Source organism: Amycolatopsis sp. AA4 (assembly GCF_002796545.1).
Taxonomy (GTDB): Bacteria; Actinomycetota; Actinomycetes; order Mycobacteriales; family Pseudonocardiaceae; genus Amycolatopsis.
The window spans coordinates 3,044,224-3,065,288 of record NZ_CP024894.1 but is presented as its reverse complement, the minus strand read 5'-3'; the positions used below and the strand labels follow the sequence as shown (position 1 = coordinate 3,065,288).

General features: G+C 70.8%; 17 protein-coding genes and 1 pseudogene. 10 read left to right on the top strand and 8 right to left on the bottom strand.

Features of this window, described 5'->3' with window-relative positions; translation table 11 throughout:
• Positions 1–5: 5 nt before the first annotated feature.
• Positions 6–1,634 (bottom strand): AMP-binding protein, encoded by a 1,629-nt coding sequence (locus tag CU254_RS14440; protein ID WP_009076843.1) that lies wholly within the window; start codon positions 1,632–1,634, stop codon positions 6–8.
• Positions 1,635–1,845: 211 nt separating this feature from the next.
• On the opposite strand from CU254_RS14440, the gene CU254_RS14435 reads away from it, so the two are divergent.
• On the top strand, positions 1,846–2,676 hold the full coding sequence (locus CU254_RS14435; RefSeq protein WP_037713640.1) for a LuxR C-terminal-related transcriptional regulator: 831 nt from the start codon (positions 1,846–1,848) through the stop codon (positions 2,674–2,676).
• Positions 2,677–2,957: 281 nt separating this feature from the next.
• On the opposite strand, the gene CU254_RS14425 is transcribed toward CU254_RS14435, so the two are convergent.
• The 3 genes and pseudogenes from CU254_RS14425 to CU254_RS14410 all read right to left on the bottom strand — a co-directional run bounded on the left by CU254_RS14425 (position 2,958) and on the right by CU254_RS14410 (position 7,306).
• Positions 2,958–4,304 (bottom strand): isochorismate synthase, encoded by a 1,347-nt coding sequence (locus tag CU254_RS14425; protein ID WP_369871179.1) that lies wholly within the window; start codon positions 4,302–4,304, stop codon positions 2,958–2,960.
• Between the two features lie 206 nt (positions 4,305–4,510).
• Positions 4,511–4,917, bottom strand: a pseudogene (locus CU254_RS14415) (SDR family oxidoreductase); the annotation flags it as partial.
• A 154-nt stretch (positions 4,918–5,071) separates the two neighbouring features.
• Positions 5,072–7,306: a cation-translocating P-type ATPase gene (locus CU254_RS14410; protein ID WP_009076834.1), complete on the bottom strand. Its 2,235-nt coding sequence runs from the start codon at positions 7,304–7,306 to the stop codon at positions 5,072–5,074.
• A gap of 189 nt (positions 7,307–7,495) precedes the next feature.
• Between CU254_RS14410 and CU254_RS14405 the strand changes: the two genes are divergently transcribed.
• Positions 7,496–7,729 (top strand): hypothetical protein, encoded by a 234-nt coding sequence (locus CU254_RS14405; protein WP_009076832.1) that lies wholly within the window; start codon positions 7,496–7,498, stop codon positions 7,727–7,729.
• 151 nt (positions 7,730–7,880) lie between these two features.
• Here the strand turns inward: CU254_RS14405 and CU254_RS14400 are convergent, their stop codons facing one another.
• Both CU254_RS14400 and CU254_RS14390 read right to left on the bottom strand, forming a co-directional pair.
• Positions 7,881–9,818: a cytochrome c oxidase assembly protein gene (locus CU254_RS14400; RefSeq protein ID WP_009076829.1), complete on the bottom strand. Its 1,938-nt coding sequence runs from the start codon at positions 9,816–9,818 to the stop codon at positions 7,881–7,883.
• A 611-nt stretch (positions 9,819–10,429) separates the two neighbouring features.
• Entirely contained in the window at positions 10,430–10,999 is a 570-nt protein-coding gene (locus CU254_RS14390; protein WP_009076827.1) for a sigma-70 family RNA polymerase sigma factor, read from the bottom strand.
• 100 nt (positions 11,000–11,099) lie between these two features.
• On the opposite strand from CU254_RS14390, the gene CU254_RS14385 reads away from it, so the two are divergent.
• Positions 11,100–11,840: a zf-HC2 domain-containing protein gene (locus tag CU254_RS14385; RefSeq protein ID WP_009076826.1), complete on the top strand. Its 741-nt coding sequence runs from the start codon at positions 11,100–11,102 to the stop codon at positions 11,838–11,840.
• 748 nt (positions 11,841–12,588) lie between these two features.
• Here the strand turns inward: CU254_RS14385 and CU254_RS14380 are convergent.
• A complete protein-coding gene (locus CU254_RS14380) occupies positions 12,589–13,197 on the bottom strand; it encodes a DUF5134 domain-containing protein (protein WP_009076825.1) in 609 nt (202 codons plus the stop codon).
• A complete protein-coding gene (locus CU254_RS44110) occupies positions 13,194–15,236 on the bottom strand; it encodes a PepSY domain-containing protein (RefSeq protein ID WP_009076823.1) in 2,043 nt (680 codons plus the stop codon). The genes CU254_RS14380 and CU254_RS44110 overlap by 4 nt, the downstream gene beginning before the upstream one ends.
• 190 nt (positions 15,237–15,426) lie before the next feature.
• Between CU254_RS44110 and mftA the strand changes: the two genes are divergently transcribed.
• The 7 genes from mftA to mftD are packed head-to-tail and all read left to right on the top strand — an operon-like array spanning position 15,427 to position 21,064.
• The gene (gene mftA, locus CU254_RS14365) at positions 15,427–15,528 is read left to right on the top strand and encodes a mycofactocin precursor MftA (RefSeq protein WP_037713632.1); all 102 of its coding nucleotides are present in this window, start codon (positions 15,427–15,429) and stop codon (positions 15,526–15,528) included.
• Positions 15,518–15,811, top strand: coding sequence for a mycofactocin biosynthesis chaperone MftB (gene mftB, locus CU254_RS14360; RefSeq protein ID WP_009076821.1), 294 nt, complete (start codon positions 15,518–15,520; stop codon positions 15,809–15,811). The genes mftA and mftB overlap by 11 nt, the downstream gene beginning before the upstream one ends.
• Entirely contained in the window at positions 15,811–16,983 is a 1,173-nt protein-coding gene (gene mftC, locus CU254_RS14355) for a mycofactocin radical SAM maturase (protein WP_009076819.1), read from the top strand. Before mftB ends, mftC begins: the two co-directional genes overlap by 1 nt.
• A gap of 1 nt (position 16,984) precedes the next feature.
• Positions 16,985–17,674, top strand: a complete 690-nt coding sequence (gene mftE, locus CU254_RS14350) for a mycofactocin biosynthesis peptidyl-dipeptidase MftE (RefSeq protein ID WP_009076817.1) — start codon at positions 16,985–16,987, stop codon at positions 17,672–17,674.
• On the top strand, positions 17,671–18,459 hold the full coding sequence (locus CU254_RS14345) for a mycofactocin-coupled SDR family oxidoreductase (protein ID WP_037713631.1): 789 nt from the start codon (positions 17,671–17,673) through the stop codon (positions 18,457–18,459). Before mftE ends, CU254_RS14345 begins: the two co-directional genes overlap by 4 nt.
• Positions 18,456–19,895, top strand: coding sequence for a mycofactocin biosynthesis glycosyltransferase MftF (gene mftF / locus CU254_RS14340; protein WP_009076812.1), 1,440 nt, complete (start codon positions 18,456–18,458; stop codon positions 19,893–19,895). Before CU254_RS14345 ends, mftF begins: the two co-directional genes overlap by 4 nt.
• Positions 19,892–21,064 carry a pre-mycofactocin synthase MftD gene (gene mftD / locus CU254_RS14335; RefSeq protein WP_009076810.1) on the top strand — a complete coding sequence of 391 codons (1,173 nt, stop codon included), beginning with the start codon at positions 19,892–19,894 and terminating at the stop codon, positions 21,062–21,064. The genes mftF and mftD overlap by 4 nt, the downstream gene beginning before the upstream one ends.
• The last annotated feature ends 1 nt before the right edge of the window (position 21,065 follow it).

Genomic DNA, 21,065 nt, shown 5'->3' with positions numbered 1-21,065 from the left:
AAAACTCAGCTCGAAGCGGCGCTCAGCTCCCGCCCCCGCAATGCGAAACGCTGGATCTTGCCGCTCGGCGTCTTCGGCAGTTCCGCCACGAAGTGGATGCGCCGCGGGTAGACGTGCGCGGCCAGGCGGGTCTTGACCGTCTGCTTCAGCTCGTCGACCAGCTCGTCCGACCCCTCGACCCCGGGGTTCAGCACGACGTAAGCCACCACCAGCTCGCCGCGCAGTTCGTCCGGCGCGCCGATCACCGCGGCTTCCGCGACGGCCTCGTGCTGCGTCAGCGCGCTTTCCACCTCGAACGGGCCGATCCGGTAGCCCGCCATGAGGATCACGTCGTCGTCGCGGGAGCCGAAGGTCAGGTACCCGTCGCGGTCGCGGGCGGCGATGTCGCCGGTGTAGTACCAGCGGCCGTCGGCGCTGAAGCGTTCCGCGGTCCGCTCGGGGGCGTCGCGGTAGCCGGAGAACGGCATAAGCGGGCTGGCGGACACGTCGATCGCGACGCGGCCGGTCTCGCCGACCTCCGCGATCTCGTCGCTGCCCGCCTTCAGGACCTCGACGGCGAACCCGGGCAGCGGGCGTCCCATCGAACCGGTCTTGACCGGCGCGATCAGCTGCGGATGCCAGGCGTTGCCGACGACCATGCCGGTTTCGGTCTGCCCGTAGTGGTCGCGCACCGGGCAGCCGAGGACCTCCTCGGCCCAGGTCACGACGTCCGGCGTCAGCGGCTCCCCGGCCGACGAGCAGTGCCGCAGCCGCAGCCCGGCCGGCACCGGCAGGCCCGAGCTGCGCAGCGCGCGGTACACCGTCGGGCCGGCGGTGAAGTTGGTGACGCCGAAGCGTTCCAGCACCTGCCAGGTCAGCTCGGGGCTGAACCCGGCGTGCAGCAGGATGCTGCGGCGTCCGGTCGCGAGCGGGCCGAGCAACGCGAAGTACAGCCCGTACGCCCAGCCCGGGTCGGCGGCGTTCCAGAAGACGTCCTCGTCGGTCTGGTCGAGGCCGAACACCTGGTAGGAGTGGATTCCGGCGAGTCCGCGCAGCGGCACCGGCACGGCCTTCGGGGTGCCGGTCGTGCCGGAGGTGAAGATCTCGACGAGCGTGCCGTCGCCGCCGACCGCGACCGGGTCGGGCAGCGGGTGCGGCTCGTCCAGCAGCGCCTCGAACGACAGGTCGCCGCCGGACGCTTCGCCGGTCGTCACGATGATCCGCGACGGGTCGGCGGGCAGGTCCTCGCCCGGGTCGAGCTTGGCGCGCTGACCGGCGTCGACCACGACCACGCGCGTCCCGTTGCCGACGATCCGCTGGGCGATCGCGGGCGGCGCGAACGCGGTGAACAGCGGCACGTGGACCGCGCCGAGCCGCCAGATCGCGAGCAGCGCGGTCACCAGTTCGGCGGACTTGCCCATCAGCGTCGCGACCCGGTCGCCGGGCCGCACGCCGTGCGCGGCCAGCGCGGCGGCGAACCGGGCGGAAGCGGCCTCGAGCTGGCCGTACGTGAGGTCGCGGCTGCTGAGGTCGGCCTCGACGAGGGTGAACGCGACGGCGTCGGCCGGATGCCGTCCGCACAGCAACTGGGTCGCGTCCGCGTCCGGCGCGGCATAGGTCTGCAACAGGTCGAACATGGTGCGTTCAGGGCTCACGGGGCTGCTCCACGGTCATCGTCGGCCGGTGTCGGCACATCGTCGCCGCAGGTCAGCAGGCCGACCACCCCCGAACAGGGGTGGTCGGCCGTTTTTGCCGGACCCGCTCTGACCAGGCGTTTCGACCCGCACGCGGCGACAACGGCGGCGCGGCTGGGTAGAATCGCACCTCCTGCCGGAGCCTCCGTGCCGCCGAAGTGGGGTGCCTGCCGTGACGAGTGCCGCCGAGACGACCGCCGAAGTGCGCCGCGCCCTGGCCCGGCTCCGCAGCGCGGCGGGCGTGCCGCTGTCGTTCGGCGGCGAGGTCGTGGACGGCAAACGGCTGCGGATGACCGAACTTCTCGGCAACACCACGACGTCGCTGCTCGGCCTCGTCGTCGCGGAGGGCAAAGGCCTCGGCGGTCGCGCGATCGGCGTGCGGAAACCGGTGGTGCTGCCCGACTACTACACCAGCGACGCGATCAGCCACCACTTCGACCGCGCGGTCCAGGCAGAGGGCGTGCGCTCGGTGATGGCGGTGCCGGTGATCGTGCACCGGACGGTCCGGGCGGTGCTGTACGGCGCGGTCCGCGAACATGTCCGCTTCGGCGACCGGTCGGTCACCGCGATGGTCGAAGTGGCCCGCGACCTGGAACAAGAGCTGGCGGTGCGCGCCGAAGTCCAGCGACGGCTGGACCTGCTCGCCCCGGAGCCGGAAGCCGTGCCGTCGGGAAAGCCCGCGGACCTGGAAGCGGTCCGGGAGAGCCATGCGGAGCTGCGCCGGATCGCCGCCGCTGTCGAAGACCCGGAACTGCGCGCCCGGATCGACGCGGTATGCCAGTCCTTGACCGGCGACCCGGTGCGCGGGCCGTCGTTGTCGCCGCGCGAACTGGACGTCCTCGAAGGAGCCGCCGCCGGGCAGACCAACGCGGACATCGCCGAGGCGCTCGGGTTGGGGCCGGAGACGGTGAAAAGCTACCTGCGCAACGCGATGCGGAAGCTGGACGCGAAGACCCGCCTTCAAGCCGTCAACGCCGCCCGCCGAGCCAATCTGCTTCCTTAGCCCGCACCACCCACGCGAAAGGTCCGTGAAGGACTCCTTGAGGGAATCTGATTCCCTCAAGGAGTCCTTCACGGACCGCTCTCCGCAGCGATCAAACCCGCACCGTCCGCTCCCACCCGAGGCACGGGTCCGTCCGGCTCACCGCCCGATCGGCGGGCGCCCGGTCCGGATCCTGGGCCCCGTCCCGCACATACGACTCGGTCATCACCTCGGCCACCGCCGCCCCCTCGCACAGCAGCGCCCCGACCGGCTGCCCACGCGGCTGCCTCCGCCCACGAAACTCACGCGACCCCTTCCGCACCCAGCGCTCGCAGCAACGTCCCGAATTTCGCGCTGGTCTCCGCCAATTCCGCGGCCGGATCCGACCCGGCGACGATCCCCGCTCCCGCGAACAGCCGCGCTGTCCGGTCCGACACCTCGGCACACCGGATCGTCACGACCCACTCGCCGTCCCCCGCGAGATCGGTCCAGCCGACCAGCCCGGCGTAATACCCGCGATCCACCGGCTCGAGCCGCGCGATCGTGTCGCGCGCCAAATCGACCGGAACCCCGCACACCGCAGGCGTCGGATGCAACGCCTCGGCCAGCTCCAGCGACGACGGCCCGCCCGGCCCCACCCGCCCGGTGATCCGGGTCGAAAGGTGCCACATCGTAGGCGTGCCAATCACTTCCGGCTTCTCCGGAACCTCCAGTTCGGTGCAGTAACGCCCCAGCACCTCGGCGACCTGCGCAGCGACGAGAGCATGCTCGGCAAGGTCTTTTTCGGACACTCGCAGTTCGGCAATCGCTTGGGCATCCCGCGCCGGATCCCCCGTCCGCCGCCGCGACCCAGCGAGCGGATTCGCGGTCACGACGTCGCCCTGGCGAGACACCAGCAACTCCGGACTGGCCCCGACGAGCGTCCGCGGCGTCGGATCCCCAGGCGCGCTGACGTCAACGGCAAAGGCGTGCGCCGCCGGATCCGCCACGACAAGCTCACGGAGCAGTTTTCGCACCGAAACACCTTGCTCGCCAACGAGATCCAACGCCCGAGCGAGGACGACCTTGCGGAGTTCCCCGTCACCGATCAGCTCGACCGCCCGGCGGACACTTTCGGCATACACCTCAGGGGCGGGCTGCGGCACTACGGTCCAGCGACTCTGATTGTTGCGCAACAACGCTTCGGCGTCTTTGGCACCTGAGCCGCCTCGGAATGCGGCGGACTCCGCGCCCAGCTCCTCATCGCGCACCTGCGAACGCCCGCGCACCTTCCCACCGGACGTCGCCGCGCGGCCGTCGCCCGCCATTTCCCGGTCAGCGCGTTCGCCCGTCGCCATCTCCCGGTCAACAGAGCCAGAAATCGGCCTCGCCAACTGCGCGCTGCTGCCCGCACCGTCCTCGTCGCCAGGCGCCTGTGCCCGCCGCACCACCGCGGGCACAATCAAGCTGCTCCCGGAATCCGGCCGAAACCCGATGGCTCCCACCACAACCGGGTCCGCGACCCCCGCCAGCACCGCGGCCTCCAACGCCTCGGCAGCCGCCGCGGCCCGAGCGCCGGAAGCGCCGCGGACGTGCGAATGCACCCCGTCGGCGAGCAACACCCCGCGCGCCGACGAGTAGTAGAACGACCCCGGCAGATACGCGGCCAGGAGATCCGCCGCCCGGTGGACCGGCCGCGGACGGGCCGGAGCAGGTGAGGACACGAGGTGAATTTCCTTTCGCACACGCGCAGGCGGCCGAGCCGCCCCGTCCGCCTCCTGGACAAGGTCCAGACTCGACTGTTTGGTTAGCCTAACCTAATTGACACTAACGTACTCGGACGAAAAGGAAAAGCCGCCCGGCGGGTCAACCCGGGTCACGCGCGGAGCGTGGCACCGCCGTCGACGTAGAGGTTCTGCAGGGTGACGTGCCGAGCCTGGTCGGACGCGAGAAAGGGCACCGCGTCCGCGATGTCGGCGATCCGCCCGAGCGGAATCCCGACGCGCCCCTGCTCGGGATTCCCCGCGATCACGCGTTCTCGCCGGATTCGTCCGTCCACAGTAGACGTTACAGGTCCCTGTCGGTCGACCCCGGCGAGACAATGTCGCACCGGATCCCCGACGCGGCGAGTTCCGGCCCGAGGCAGCAAGTGAGCATGGTCGCCGCTTTGGAAGCCGCATAGGCCGCCATCCCGGACCGCGGGACACCAGCCGCGTTCGACCCGACGGTGACCAGCGCCCCGCTCCCCCGAGGCTGCATCTGCGAGCGCCTCGACGACGGTCGCCCCGACCCCGCGCGCACCGCCGGTCACCAGTGCGATCCGCCCCTCGATCCCGGCTCCCGCGTCACCGCGCACCTCACCCTCCGACGCCAATGATTAGTCAACCTAACTTAATCGGGCGAGTGACGGCCAGCGTGATCCCGCCCACCCCGGGGATCAGCTCCCGGGCGCGAAGTTCCGCAACCGCAAGCTGTTCGCCACCACCAGCACCGACGACAACGACATCGCGGCCCCGGCGATCAGCGGGTTCAGCAGCCCGCACGCGGCGAGCGGCAGCGCGGCCACGTTGTACCCGAACGCCCAGACGAGATTCCCTCGAATGGTGCGCAACGTCCGCTGCGCGAGGCGGATCGCGTCCGGCAGCACCGACAGGTCTTCGCGGACCAGGATGATGTCGGCCGACCGCAAGGCGAGATCAGTCCCCTCGGCGACCGCCAATCCGAGGTCAGCAGTCGCCAGTGCGGGGGCGTCGTTCACCCCGTCGCCGACCATCGCCACCCGATGTCCCTTGCCCCGCAACGCAGACACCGCCGCCGCCTTCTCGCTGGGCAACACCCCAGCGAGCACCTCGGAGATCCCGACCTCCGCGGCGACGGCTCGGGCGGTCACCTCGTTGTCTCCGGTAAGCAACACCGTTTTCAACCCAAGCCGATGCAACTGCGCCACCGCCGCCCGGGCCGAAGGCTTCACCTCGTCCCGCACCACGAGCATGCCCGCGACCTCGCCGGCCGCCGCCACGAGCACGACCGTCGCCCCGCCAGCCTCCGCCGACGCCACCGCGTCCTCAACCTCCGGGACGACCGAAACCCCTTCGTCCACCAGCAACCTCGGCCGACCGACCACCACAGTCATCCCCTCGACCACGCCACGCGCGCCCAGCCCAGGCAATGCCTCGAACTCATCCGCCGGAAGCACCTCTGGCCCACCGGCGACAATCGCTGCGGCAATCGGGTGTTCCGACGACGCTTCCACCGCTGCTGCGAGGCGAAGCACCTCCGTCGGCGCGAACGCCCCGAACGCCCGAGTCTCCGCGAGTGTCATCCGCCCCTGGGTCACCGTTCCGGTCTTGTCCAGCACGACGGTGTCGACCGTACGACTCGCCTCGAGCGCATCCGGCCCCTTCACGAGAATCCCGAGCTGCGCACCCCGCCCGACGCCGACCATCAGCGCCGTCGGCGTCGCGAGCCCCAACGCGCACGGGCACGCGATGATCAGCACCGACACCGCCGCGCCGAAGGCGTCCCGAACCGGATTCCCGGCGAGCAACCATCCCGCCAAGGTGAGCAGCGCCAACGCCGAAACCACCGGAACGAACACCGCGCACACCCGGTCGGCCAGCCGCTGCACCGCCGCCTTCCGCTCCTGCGCCCGCTCGGCCAGCGCACTCATCTGCGCCAGCTGTGACCGCGCGCCGACGGCCTCCGCACGCACCACCAGCCGGCCGTTCAGGTTGATGCTCCCGCCGATCACCCGGGTTCCCGGCCCGACCTCCGCCGGGACGGGTTCGCCCGTGATGGCACTTACATCCACTGTGGACAGACCGCTGTCGACAGTTCCGTCCGCGGCGATCTTCTCCCCCGGCCGCACCACGAAGCGGTCGCCGACGGCCAGTTCGCCGATACCGACCAGCACTTCGCCGTCCTCGCGCAGAATCCGCACGTCCTTCGCGGCCAACGCGTCCAGCGCGCCGAGCAGATCCGCCGCGCCTCGCCGTGACCGCGCCTCGAAATACCGGCCAGCGAGCAAGAATGTCGTCACTCCGGCCGCGACATCGAGGTACACCGAATCCGCGCCGGGCGCGGTCGCGCCGAACCCGATCCAGTATCCCGCTTCGCCGCCCGAGCCGATCAGCACCGAAGCCGCCGACCACAGATAGGAGGCCAGCACACCCAGGGAAACGAGCGTGTCCATACTGGACGATCGGTGCCGCAGATTGCGCAGCGCGGCGCGGTGGAACGGTGCCGCCGACCAGAACACCACGGGTGTCGCGAGCAGCAGGCATACCAGCTCCCACAACGGAAATCGCAACGACGGCACGAGCGCGAGCGTGATCGACAGATTGCCGAGCGGGACGGCCAGCACCGCGGCCACGATCAGCCGGCGGCGCAAGTCGCGAACCCGCGCGTCGCGGTTTTCCGGGCTGGTTTCGCCGCGGACGGTCGCGGTGTAGCCCGCGCGCTCGATCGTCGCGACCAGCGAGGCAGGGTCGAGGTCAGGCGGATAGTGGACAGTCGCGCGTTCGGTCGCGTAGTTCACCGTGGCGCGGACGCCGTCGAGCTTGCCGAGGGAACGCTCGACGCGCGCCGCACAAGCGGCACAGGTCATCCCGCCGACGGCGAGATCGAGGTGACGGGTCGGGGTCGCCGCGGGGGCGGCGGTCTGCGCAGACATGGTTCTCCGGATTCCAGGACGGGCACAAAGTCGGTGGCAGTGCCGACGCCGGGAAGGCGGACTGATTTCCATAGTACGCCTGGTTTTCCGTCGCCACTCCTTCGGGTGACTCGGGAACCTTTCGGCCCTCCCGGACGACTATCCGGATGGTGGCAGTGCCCGACCCGACCCGATCAGACAGGAGCGACAATGTCCGAAACCTTTGCAGCAGCGGGAGATCTACACCACGTGGCCACGTTCTGCGGCAACTGCGACTGCGGCTGCCCGGAGCTGTTCCTCGACGACGCCGCCCCGCCGGAACGTCGCGTCGTGCTGACCGACGACTTCGGGCAGCGAGTGGAGATGAGCTTGGCGCAGCTGAAAGTTCTCGTCGACGACGTCAAACGCGGAGCCTTGGACAAGGTGGTGACTGCCGTGGTCTAGCACCGGAATCGGCTCAGCGCAACGAGATCGTTGCCGCGGTGGCACACGCTTTGCGGCAGCCGGATTCGGTGGCCGACGAGCCGATGCGGGTCGCGCGCGGAACTCAGGGGCGGACCGAACCCGATTCGCGACGGCCGGCCCCGGACCGCGGCTACTGCCTTCTGGCCGCCAGGTTGGCGAGCATCGCGTTGTAGGCGGCGAACTCGTCGTCCTCGCCTTTGTCGAAGCGACGGTCCAGCCGAGCGGCCTCGCGGTCGTCGTGGCGGCCCCACTGCACCAGCAGCGCCACGACGACCACGATCATCGGGATTTCGCCGGTGGCCCAGGCGATGCCGCCGCCCAGCCGTTGATCGGAAAGGAGGTCGGACATCCACGGCAGGGACAGGTAGCGGTAGAACGTCTCGGCGATCACCGTCTGCCTGTTCATCAGGATCACGCCGAAGAACGCGTGGAACGGCATCACCGCGAACATCATGCCGAGCCGCGCGAGATGCGGCATCGAACGCGGCGGCCGGTCGACGCCGATCACCAGCCAGAAGAAAACGTAGCCGGACACGAGGAAATGGAGGTTCATCAGCTGGTGCGCCCAGTGGTAGCGCATCGCCTCGCCGAACAGGCCCGAGAAGTACAGCGCGTAGTACGAGCCGACGAACACCACCGACGCCACCAGCGGGTGCGCGACCAGGCGCGTGAACCGCGAGTGCAGCAGCGCCACCAGCCACTCGCGCGGACCGTCCGGTCCCTTGCCCGCCACCGGCAAGGCGCGCAGCGCGAGGGTCACCGGTCCGCCGAGGACGAGCAGCACCGGGGCGAGCATGGCCAGCGTCATGTGGATGACCATGTGCAGGCTGAAGGTTCCGGACGAGTACTTGCCCAGGCCGGACGACGTCGCGATCAGCACCGTCGCCCAGCCGCACGTCCACGCCCAGAACCGGCCGCGAGGCCAGTCGTCGCCGCGCTTGCGGAGACGACGCATCCCGACCGCGTAGCCCGCCACCGCGGAGACCGCGACGACCCCGAGGAGCAAGTCCGGACGCCAATCGAGAAAAAGACGAGCGAATGTCGGAGGATCAGGCAGGTCGTAGCCGAGCACGGTCTCGCCGACGGTCGCCGGATCGTCCACGAACGCCGGCGGCACCAGATGCGCCAGCCCGGCCGAAACTCCCATTGCCCCAGCCAGCACCGCGACCTCCGCCACGAGAGCCGCTGCGCCGCCCCGCCAACGGCGGCGCGTGACGACGATCAGCACCGCCAGCACGACCGTGAACACAACCTTCACCCCGAGGAGCAAGCCATAGCCAGTGAATAATCCAGCCGGACGGGCAAGCGCGAGACCGTCGACCACCCCGGATGCGGCGAGCACGACGAGACACCACGTCGCCAACCGTCGGTACCGGCGGAGCGCGACCTCTCGTGCCGCGCCTGAACCGCGGTGGACCAGCAGCGCAACCAGCGCACCGGTCCACAATGCCGCCGCGATCACGTGCCACACCAAGGCATTCGTGGCCAGGTCGTGCCACGCACCGATGGAGACGTGCCCGGCGATCGCTCTCGGCAGCAACCCGACGAGGGAGAGGCCGAGCCACAGAACCGTGGTGCGCCAGGTCAACGTGCGCCAAACGCCGATCGCCACGGTCGTCGCCACTGCCAGGACGCAGAGCCACGCCTTGGGCTCTTCCATGGCGTTGACGAGGACGGCGAGCTTCGCCAGATGCAACGCCTCGGAAACCGGCCGCCCGGACGCGTCAGCGGCGTCGAACGGCACCAGGACCGCAGCCGCGAGCGCCCAAACACCAGCCGCGGCAGCCGCGGTGCGGGTCGCCGCGTATCCGTCCGGGGAGAGCCGTCCCGCTTCGCCCGGCGGACTCAGAAATACCGCGAACGCCAGCCCGCCGACGCAGACCACCCCGGCCGCGTCGGCGACCAACCGCAGCAAGGAGGTGCCGAAGGACGTCAACGGACCAGGAGCCGGGTTGCCGAGCGCCGCGTAAACGTCGCCCGCCGCGGCGACCACCACCACGACGGCCGCCGCGGCAAACCCCGCCGCGGCAAGCAAACCCCGCCGGTGCAGGGCCGGAATTGTGCGCACACCAAAGTGGTCGGACAGGGCGAGCGGCGAGTTCCCGCGATGTGGATCACGGTCGTGGTCCGGCCGCGCGTCCGAGCAACCTGCCGGACCGCCGACCGCCGACGGTCGGGCGCCGGACCGCCGCACGCCGAAAGTCGGATACCGCTGACCGCTCTGGCTCTGGCTCTGGCTCTGGCTCTGGCTCTGGCTCTGGCTCTGGCTCTGGCTCTGGCTCTGGCTCTGGCTCTGGCTCTGGCTCTGGCTCTGGCTCTGGCTCTGGCTCTGGCTCTGGCTCTGGCTCTGGCTCTGGCTCTGGCTCTGGCTCTGGCTCTGGCTCTGGCTCTGGCTCTGGCTCTGGCTCTGGCTCTGGCTCTGGCTCTGGCTCTGGCTCTGGCTCTGGCTCTGGCTCTGGCTCTGGACGTGAGCGAATCACCCAGCCCGGCGATCCGCAACCGCCCGCCCTGACCAATGACGTCCGACTAGAAGCCATCGTTCAGCGCAGCGAACCGCCCGTCCGGCTGCCGTCCACCCGACGCGAGCCGCGGCCCACCCAGCCGCCAAGCGATTCAGCGCCGCCGCACGACCCGAGCCCGGCAGCCGCGCGGCCCGGCAAAAACCGGAACGACCCCGCATCACATCGCGGTGTCGTTCTCCTCCTGCGCGCGCAGCAGATCGTCGCGGGCGCGGGACACCCGGGAGCGCACCGTGCCGACCGGGCAGCCGCACACCTCGGCCGCCTCCGCGTACGAGAGGCCCAGGAACTGGGTCAGCACCAGGGCTTCCCGGCGGTCCTCGTCGAGGGTGTCCAGCAGCAGGCCCAGTTCGATCAGGTCCTCGAAGCCCGCCGTGCGGGTCCGGGCGGACTGTTCTTCGGCTGCGCGCTGCCAGTCGGCCGTCGTGGATTCGCGGGGGCGGACCGAGCGCGCGCGGATGCGGTCCACGACGACCCGGCGGGCGATGGACAGCAGCCACGTCCTCGACGACGACCTGCCCGCGAAGCGCGGCAGCGAGCCGAACGCGCGCAGGTACGTTTCCTGGGTGAGGTCGTCCGCTTCGGCCGGGCTGGTGCGGTGGGCCAGGAACCGCCACGCGTCGGCTTGCGTCGCGCGGACCCAGGATTCCAAGGCGACCCGGTCACCGCGGCCGGCGGCGAGGGCCAGCGCGGTGATCCGCTCGTCGTCGTTGTCGCGGCCGGTGGACACGGACCTCACGGTAGTCCATGCCCGTCCGGGACAGTTCCCTGACCAGCCCGGAGAAAATTCGCCGAACCCGCCGGGAACCGGGACGCGCGTCCGAGCGACTATGACAGACGTGAGCTGTGAAATCTTCCGCGAAGCGCTGTCCGCGCGCCTCGACGGCGAAGCGGGCCCGCTGCCCGAACCGCAGGTCGACCAGCACCTCGAGACGTGCGCGTCGTGCCGGAGCTGGTACGAGCGGAGCGCGACGCTGCGCCGCGCCCTGCTGGTCCGCAGCGCGCCCGAGGTGCCCGACCTCACCGCCCGGATCCTCGCCGAAACCCCGGCCCCGCCGCGCGAAAAATGGGGCCTGCGGGTCGCGCTGGGACTGGTCGGGCTGGTCCAGTGCGGGCTGGCGTTCGCGCAACTGCTCGGCATGGACAACGCCCACGGCAGCGGCGCTTTCATGGAAGGCCACCTCATCAACGAAAGCGCGGCCTGGAACCTCGCGGTCGGCGTCGGGCTGCTGTGGGCCGCCCTGAGGACTCGCGCCGCGGCCGGTCAGCTGCCGATGATCACCGGATTCGTGATCGTCCTGGCGGTGCTCACGACCAGCGACCTGATCGGCGACCGGGTGACCGTCGCGCGGGTGCTGTCGCACGTCTTCCTCGTCGTCGGACTGGCCCTGCTCTACGCCGTCCACCGCCAGCACCGCCTCCGGCACCAGCCCGGCCCCGACCTCGCGGACACCGCCGACGACCCGGACCACACCGCCGTCGCCACCCACGGCGCACTCGCCCTGGTCCGCCCCCACCCGAAACGGGCCCGCGACTCCCAACGCCCGACCGGACGACATCGCGCCGCCTGACCCGCACCCGCTCACGATCCCGGCCTCAACAGCTCACTCAGCCGGAATCGCGATGGAACGAACGCGAATCCGCGGCACCATTTCACCCGTCTGCCACGCCGCATGAAGGCAACCGCGCGACAACGGCTATCGGCAGTTGAGACGACAAGTCCTTGGACCGTCCGAACGCCGCTCGGGCTACCGGCTTCGCGTGACTCAAAACCCGGCCCACGACGCCTTGTACGTGGGCCTCGCGAACTCGGCGAAGGCCATGGGAGCCCGCTCAGCCAGGCCACAAAACTCGCTAACCCAGCCCGCCCGAACAATCGGCCCGCACAACCTCATTGCGGCAAGCCATAACCTCAATGCAGCAAGCCCCAGCAACCAGCCGCGAGCCATGACCAGGGCAACCTGACACAGCAAGCTCCCGCGCGTCCCAAGCAAAAGCCGCAAAGTCTCGCCCGCACAACAGCGCCGCGGCTACCCCGAAACAGACCCTGGCACAAGCCAAATCCGCACGAATCCATCCAGCTCAACAACGGACGCTGAGAGCGTTTGCCTGCACAACCTAATGAGAGGGCCTGCCGCCGCGGCGAAACCCGCGCCGCCCGAGCGACGGGTTCTTCCCCGCACGCCCGATCGGAGGCCACGCCGAGCCTGCCCACCCCACCACGCGATCAAGCTCCGGCCCGCGGCACCCAAAAAAACAAGAGGCACCGACCGCCCGGCCGCGCGACGAGCCAGCCGAACGGTCACGCACCCGCCCGGTTCAGATCATCGCTACTGCCATCACCGACATTCCCAAGCTCATCACGCCCTCCATCACCAGCCCGATCTCGCGGCGTCCCGGGCGGGCGACCGTCCGGGCGTGGTCGATCGCCCGCGCCAGCCACGCGATTCCCGCGACCAGGAAGACCACCGCCAGCACCGCCGCGACCACCACTACCTGTGCGGGCGCGTGCCCGGTCATGGTCATGCTTGCGTCGCCCATGTCCATTCCGGCGTGCTCGCCGCCCATCGCGGCGGCGGACATCGTCATTCCCGCCATCGCCGACGGCATCGCGAACGCCATCCACGCCATCCCGGCCATCATCAGCGCGTGGTGTGCTCCGGGAAGGCGTCCGTGGCCGAATCCCCATGCCGCGCTCACCGCGAACCATCCGGCGGCCGCCGCGAACAGCACGACCTGCGGGATCCGCGCGAAAGTCATCGTCGCCGGCCAAGCCATCGTGACCATGCCGACGCACATCGCCGCGTGCAGCGCGTCCGCCACTCGCCCGTTCCAGCCCGTGCGTCGTACGCATCGGTACAGACAGAACGCCCCCGCCGCGGCGAACAGCACGGTGAGAATCCAGCGCAAACCCGGTTCGGTGATCATCGCGCGACCTCCCGGCGCAAGCCCAGCAGGCAGTCCACCGCCAGGAATCCCAGCAACGACACCCCGAGCACCGGCAGGAACCACCCCACCACCGCCACTCCGACCAGCACCGGGGCCAGCACTCGGCCCGGGATCCGCCGCCACGCGCCGCGCGCTGGCATCCGGCCGAAACGGCCCCGGTCCCGCGACCGGTCTGAGCGAGGCCCGCGCGTCGGCACCTGGCCGGGATGCGCCTGGTCCTCCGCCCACTCGTCGCTTTCGGCCGGCCTACCGCCCTCCAGCAACCCGCGGCCTCCCAGCGACTGGCCGGCCTCCGCCAACTCGCCGCCGCTCGGCCGCCCGCCGACGTTCTGCACTCCAGCACCGCTCGACGACCCAACGTCCTCCGGCAACCCGGCACGGCCTGACCACCCACCGCCCGCCTGCGGCCTGCCGCCGCCCGATAAGCCGTCGACCTTCGGCACCCCGGCACTACCCGACATCTGACCGTCCTCCGACGCCCCAGCGCCTGGCGACCCGCCGACCATCGACAGCCCGGGACCGCCCGGCAGCTCGCCCACCTCCGGCAGCGCGGCACGGCCCGACGACCCGCCGACTTCCGCCACTCCGGCACCATCCGCCAATCGGCCGTGCTCCAGCGACCCGCCGCCAGGCAACCCGCCTACCTTCAGCACCTCGGCCCCGGCTGGCGACCGGCTGTGCTCCGGCAACCCGCCGTCGTGCGGTAATCCACCTTCTTCCGCCGCCCCACCGGATCCAGCCCCATCGCGCAACCGCCCGCCATCCGACGGCACCCGACCAGAGCCACCCGACAGCGCCCCACCCCGCGTCTCCGGCAACCCGCCAGCGCCAGCCATTCGCGTCACAACCGGCTCGGAGCGCCCCTGGCCACGCGACCACCCGCCCCTGCCCCGCAGCCACCACATCCGGTACCCCCACCCCACCACGCACACCAACGCCACCCCGAGCACCGTCAGCGCGATCTGGTTCACCACCCCGAACAGCAACCCCATATGCGCGTCGATCCCCCACCGGCTCAGCTTCGCGGCCAGCGGGTAATCCGCGAACCTCAGCGTCCCGGTGATCGTCCCGGTGCCGGGATCGACCGTCATCGAGTCCTGTTTGGACGGCCAGCTCCGCCCCACCTGCTGCACCACGTAACCGCCTCCGGAAGGCGGCCGGATCTCCACCGGATCGGCCAATCCGGCGCGGGCGGTCGCGTCGCGGACGGCTTGCCAGCCGACGTCGCCGGGAGACGCCTTGCCGGGAGAGAGCGACGGCGTCGTCCAGTCCAAAGAGGACCGAAGCGAGGTGATGTTCGCGCCCGCGTGCAACGACCACGTCAGTCCGGTCGCGGAAAGGAACAACAGGCCCGCGGCGATCCACAGGCCGGTCGAGCCGTGCCAGGACCGCAGTCGGCGGCGTCCGGGTTTTCCGCCGGACGGCAGGAGCACCGCACGCAGACGCCGACGGCGGCCGAGCCACAAAGCCAGTCCCAGAAGGGTGATCACCCACAGCCAGCTAGCCGCCAGCTCGCTGTAAAGCCGTCCGAAATCGCCGAGATGGAGGTTGCGGTGCAGGGTGTCGATCCAGCCCCGTACCGGCAGCGCTTGCCCGGAACCGTAGGTCTCGAGTGCGCCGCGGACCTCGCCGTCGTGCGGGTTGACGAACACTGTGTACCGGTAACTCGGCGCCAGGCCCGGACGGTCGAAGATCACTTGGGTGGTGTCGGTCGCGGACGGCGCCGGGCGGACGCCGATGACCTTTCCGTCCGGCACCCGACCGCGCGCGACGAGGACCTGCTGATCGAGCGGGATCGCGCCAGCGGCCGCGGGGACGTGCAGCTCGTGCGCGTAGACGGCCTGCTCCAGCTGCGGCGTCCACACGTACGCGATCCCGGTCAGCGCGGCGACCAGGAGGAACGGGCCGACGAAGACCCCGGCGTAGAAGTGCAGCCGCAGCACCAAGGGGCGAATCGCCGCCCATCCGGTCGCCGGGGCTCGCCCGGTGCGTGACTCCTCGTCGATGCCGATGGCCATCCTGCTCCCTTCGCGTGGTCCGCCTCCTGAGGAGTCGGACCGGCGGGGCAGTCGGTTCCCGGACGCGGACACCGCCCATTCGGGTGCCGTGTGCGAGCGAAGCATTGCTTCTGGCACGGGGTGACAGTATTGTCGCCGTCACATTCGACACCAAGTGTCAAATATCGCCGAGCGAGACAAGGGAGTCACGATGAGCGAGACGACAGCCACCGAGACGAAGGCCGAAGAAGTCGTAGCCGACGAACTGCTCGTCGAAGAGGTCTCGATCGACGGAATGTGCGGTGTCTACTGATCGCAGCGCCGCGGCGTTCGATCTGGACGGTGCTTGGGAACTGGACAGCCGGGTCTCCATCCGGCCGGAGCGGTTCGGCGCGCTGCTGTACCACTTCGGCACCCGCCGGCTGTCCTTTCTCAAGAGCCGCACCATGCTCGCCGCGGTGCAGGCGCTGACCGACCACCCCTCCGCCCGCGCCGCGTGCGCGAAGGCCGGGGTCTCGCAGGCCGAACTGCCCCGCTACCGCGCCGCCCTCGCCGCCCTCGCGGCGTCGGACATGATCCATCCGAGGAGCGTGTGATGTCGCTTGTCGACGAATTCCAGTTCGGGCTCGACGCGCCGATCTGCCTCACCTGGGAACTCACCTACGCCTGCAATCTTTCCTGCGTGCACTGCCTTTCCTCGTCCGGCCGCCGCGATCCGCGCGAGCTGAGCACCGCCGAGTGCAAGGCGCTGATCGACGAGTTCGAGCGCATGCAGGTGTTCTACGTGAACATCGGCGGCGGCGAGCCGACCGTCCGGTCCGATTTCTGGGAACTGGTCGACTACGCGACCGAGCACCACGTCGGCGTCAAGTTCTCCACCAACGGCATCAAGATCACCGAGGACGTCGCGAAACGGCTCGCCGGCAGCGACTACGTCGACGTCCAGATCTCCCTCGACGGCGCCACCGAGGAGGTCAACGACCACGTCCGGGGGCCCGGTTCCTACCGCACCGCCATCCGGGCGATGGAGAATCTCGCCGCCGCCGGGTTCGGGAACTTCAAGATTTCTGTCGTGGTGACCCGGCAGAATGCGGGGCAGCTCGACGACTTCAAAGCCATCGCCGACCGCTACGGCGCCCAGCTGCGGCTCACCCGGCTCCGCCCGTCCGGCCGCGGCGCGGACGTCTGGGACGAGTTGCACCCGACCGCCGCCCAGCAGCGGGAGCTGTACGACTGGCTGGTGAAGCACGGCGAAAACGTGCTCACCGGCGATTCGTTCTTCCACCTCGCGGGCTACGGCGACGGCGGCCTGCCCGGGCTCAACCTGTGCGGGGCGGGCCGGGTGGTGTGCCTGATCGACCCGGTCGGCGATGTCTACGCGTGCCCGTTCGCCATCCACGACACCTTCCTCGCCGGGAACACGCGCGGCGAGGGCGGATTCGCCCGCGTGTGGCGGGAATCCGAGCTGTTCGCCGAACTGCGCAGCCCGCAGAGCGGCGGGGCCTGCACGTCGTGTTCGGCCTTCGACGCCTGCCGCGGCGGATGCATGGCGGCGAAGTTCTTCACCGGGCTGCCGCTCGACGGCCCGGACCCCGAATGCGTGCGCGGCCACGGCGAACGCGCGCTGGCCGGGGTCGCCGCGGGCAGCGTCCCGAAGCCGTCGCTGGACCACTCGCACCGCAAGGTGCCGGTGACCATCGGCATGCGCCGTCCGCCGGAACGCGCCTGCGACGAGAACCCGCTCGCCGGCTTCGCTCCGGGCCGTTGAAATGCGCCTGGCCGATCTGTCGTCGCCGGACGTCGCCGAATACGCGGCGTCCGGCGCGATCCTCGCCGTGCCGCTCGGCGCCACCGAGCAGCACGGCCCGCACCTGCCGTTGAGCACGGACACCGACATCGCGACGGCGTTGTGCGAAAGGCTCGCCGCGGAGCGCTCGGACGTGCTGGTCGCGCCCGCGGTGCCGTACGGGTCGAGCGGCGAACACGCGGGCTTCGCCGGGACGCTGTCGATCGGCCAGGCCGCCACGGAACTCCTGCTCGTGGAACTGGGCCGGTCGGCCGGCGAAACGTTCCGGCGGCTGCTTTTCGTGTCCGCGCACGGCGGGAACGCGGCTTCGGTGACCCGCGCGGCCGCGACCCTGCGGGCCGAATCGCGGGACGTCTCGGTGTTCGAGCCGCGCTGGCAAGGAGATCCGCACGCCGGACGGCCGGAAACCGCTCTGCAGCTGGCTCTTCGCCCGGAGAAAGTGCGGCTGGACAAAGCAGTTCCGGGCGACACTCGTCCGCTGAGCGAGTTGCTTCCGATTCTGCGCAAAGGCGGCGTGCGCGCGGTGACCGACACTGGAATCCTCGGCGACCCCACCGGCGCGACCGCCGACGAGGGCCAGGATCTCCTCGACGACCTCACGGCCCAGTTGCGCGCGCACGTGCGCGACTGGACCGCCGTAGGCGCGCCATGAAAGCCGCCCTCGTCACCGGCGCGGCGCGCGGCGTCGGCGCAGCCACTGCGATCAAGCTGGCGGAGCAAGGCTGGGCCGTGCTCGCCGTCGACCTCGCCGAAAACGACCCGGCCCTCCCCTACCCGATGGGCACGGCGGAAGAACTGTCCACAGTGGTCGCCAAGATCCGCGAGAACGGCGGCACCGCCGAGGAATTCCGCGCAGATGTCCGCGATCGCGGTCACCTGGACGCGGCGGTAACAGCGGCGGAACAACACTGGGGCGGCCTCGACGCGGCCATCGCGGCAGCCGGAGTGATCGCGGGCGGCGTACCGCTGTGGGAAATGCCGCCGGAACAGGAAGAAGCAGTCCTCGACGTCAACCTGCGCGGCGTTCTCAACCTCGCCCGCGTCGCGATTCCCGCGTTGCTGCGCCGTCCGAAACCCCGCTCCGGACGATTTCTCGCCGTCGCGTCCGCTGCCGCCACGCGCGGGTTGCCGATGCTCGCGGCGTACTGCGCGGCGAAAGCGGGCGTCGCCGGGCTGATTCGCGCACTGGGCACGGAATTGGGCGACTCCGGCGTCACCGCGAACGCAGTCAGCCCGGGTTCGACCGACACTCCGATTCTCGCCGAGAGCGCCAGACTGTACAGCCTGCCTTCGGCACAAAGCTTTGCCGCGCAACAACCTATGCAGCGGTTGCTCGATCCCGCTGAGGTCGCCGCGGTCCTGGCATTCCTCGCCGGGCCGGAAAGCAGCGCAACCACCGGTGCCGTGCTCCCGGTGGACGGAGGGCTGGCGCTGTGACCACCCCGCTCCCCGCCGGATTCCGCCTCGCCCTGGACCCGAGCGTCAAACAACTCTCCGACGGCCTCCTCTTCGGCGGCTCGCCCGCCCGCGTCCTGCGTCTCACGAAGGCTGGTCGAACCGCGTGGGCACGCTTGGCGGACCACCCGGTCGAGACTTCCGCGGAAGGCGTCCTCGCCCGGCTGCTCACCGACGCCGGGTTCGCACACCCGTCGCCCCCAGCCACAACCGCCTCCGAAACCGCCGACGCGACCGTCGTCATCCCGGTCCGCGACCGGGCCGAACTGCTCGGCCGCTGCCTCGCCGCACTCGACGGCCGATATCCCGCACTGGTCGTCGACGACGGATCCGCCGACCCCGCCGCCATCGCCGCGGCAGCCTCCGCACACGGCGCGAAACTGGTCCGCCGCGACGTCAACGGCGGCCCGGGCGCGGCCCGGAACACCGCGCTGGAGCACGTTTCCACCGACCTGATCGCCTTCCTGGACAGCGATTGCCTCCCGTCCCCGGACTGGATCGACCGGCTGGCCGGGCATTTCGCCGATCCGCTCGTCGCCGCCGTCGCTCCGCGCGTGCGTCCCCTCGCCCCGGACACCTGGGCCGGCCGCTATACCCGTGCCGCGAGCAGCCTCGACTTGGGCACCGCCGCGGCTCGCGTCGCGCCCGGCACCCGACTGTCCTATGTGCCCACTGCCGCACTGCTGGTTCGCCGGACCGCGTTGGAATCCATCGCCCGCGACGGCGCGGTTTTCGACCCGGCCATGCGCGTCGGCGAGGACGTTGACCTCGGCTGGCGACTCCACGACGCCGGCTTCCGGATCCGCTACGACCCGTCCGCGCACGTCGATCACCACGAACCGGAGACCTGGCGCGCGTTGCTCCGTCGCCGGGCCAGCTACGGCACTTCCGCCGCACCGCTGGCCCTCCGCCGCCCGGCCGCGATGGCCCCGCTCGTCCTGCACCCATGGCCGACGCTGACCGTCGCCGCGCTCCTGGCCCGCCGTCCGCTCCCGGCCGCACTCGCGTTCGCGGGCGCGGTGCTGAGCATGACCCGGGTACTGCGCCGAAGCGACGTGCCCGCCCACGGCGTCCCCCCAGCGATGGCCACCGCCGTCGGCCAAACCTGGCTCGGATCCGGCCGCTACAGCACCCAATTCGCCGCTCCCCTGCTCGCGGCGCTCTTGCTGCCCGGCGGCCGAAAACGCTGGGGACGACGGGCCGCGGTCGCGTCGCTGCTCGCCGGACCGCCGCTGACCGCCTGGCTGCGGCAACGCCCCGATCTCGACCCGTTCCGCTACACCACCGGCGCGATCGCCGACGACCTCGCGTACGGCGCCGGGGTGTGGGCGGGCTGCTTCACCCATCGCACCGCGGTCCCGCTGCGGCCGCGCGTCACCTGGCGCCCTCTGCGCGTCGACCCGAAGGGAAAACGATGAGCACCACCTGGTTCGAATCCGTCGCCGAAGCACAGCGGCGGGCGAAGAAACGCCTGCCCGCGTCCGTCTACTCGGCACTGATCGCCGGTTCGGAAAAAGGGCTGACGCTGCAGGACAATCTCGCCGCGTACGACGAGCTGCGCTTCGCCCCGCGCACCGCCGGGCTGCCCGGCGAACGAGATCTGAGCACGAACGTCCTCGGCCGCGACGTCGCGCTGCCGGTGCTGATCTCGCCGACCGGCGTGCAGGCCGTGCACCCCGACGGCGAGGTGGCGGTCGCCCGCGCGGCCGCGGCGCGCGGGACGTCGATCGGGCTGTCGTCGTTCGCCAGCAAGCCGATCGAGGAAGTGGTGGCGGCCAACCCGAACACGTACTTCCAGGTGTACTGGACCGGCAGCCGCGACGACATCCTCGGCCGGCTCGAGCGGGCCAGGTCCGCGGGCGCGGTCGGGATCGTCCTCACCCTCGACTGGTCGTTCTCGCACAGCCGCGACTGGGGCAGCCCGCACATCCCGGACAAGCTGACGCTGCGCGAGCTGATCCGGTTCGCGCCCGAGGGCATGATGCATCCGCGCTGGCTGCTCGCTTACGCCCGCACCAAGAAACTGCCCGACCTCAGCGTCCCGAACATGGCCGAACCCGGCACGCCGGTGCCGTCGTTCTTCGGCGCGTACGGCCAGTGGATGCAGACCGCCCCGCCGAGCTGGGAAGACGTGAGCTGGCTGCGGAAACAGTGGGACGGGCCGTTCCTGCTGAAGGGCGTGTACCGAGTCGACGAGGCACGCCGCGCGGTCGACGCCGGGGTCAGCGCGATCTCGGTGTCCAACCACGGCGGCAACAACCTCGACGGGACTCCCGCCACGATCCGCGCCCTGCCCGCGGTCGCCGAGGCAGTCGGGAACGACGTGGAAGTGTTGCTGGACGGCGGAATCCGGCGCGGCAGCGACGTCGTGAAGGCGCTCGCGCTCGGGGCGCGCGCGGTCCTGATCGGGCGCGCGTACCTGTGGGGCCTCGCCGCGGGCGGGCAGGCCGGGGTGGAGAACGTGCTAGACGTGCTGCGCAACGGCATCGATTCGACGCTGCTCGCGCTGGGCCACCGCAGCGTGCACGACCTGAGCCGCGACGACCTGATCATCCCGGAGGGGTTCGAGCGCCGGATCGGGGCTTGAG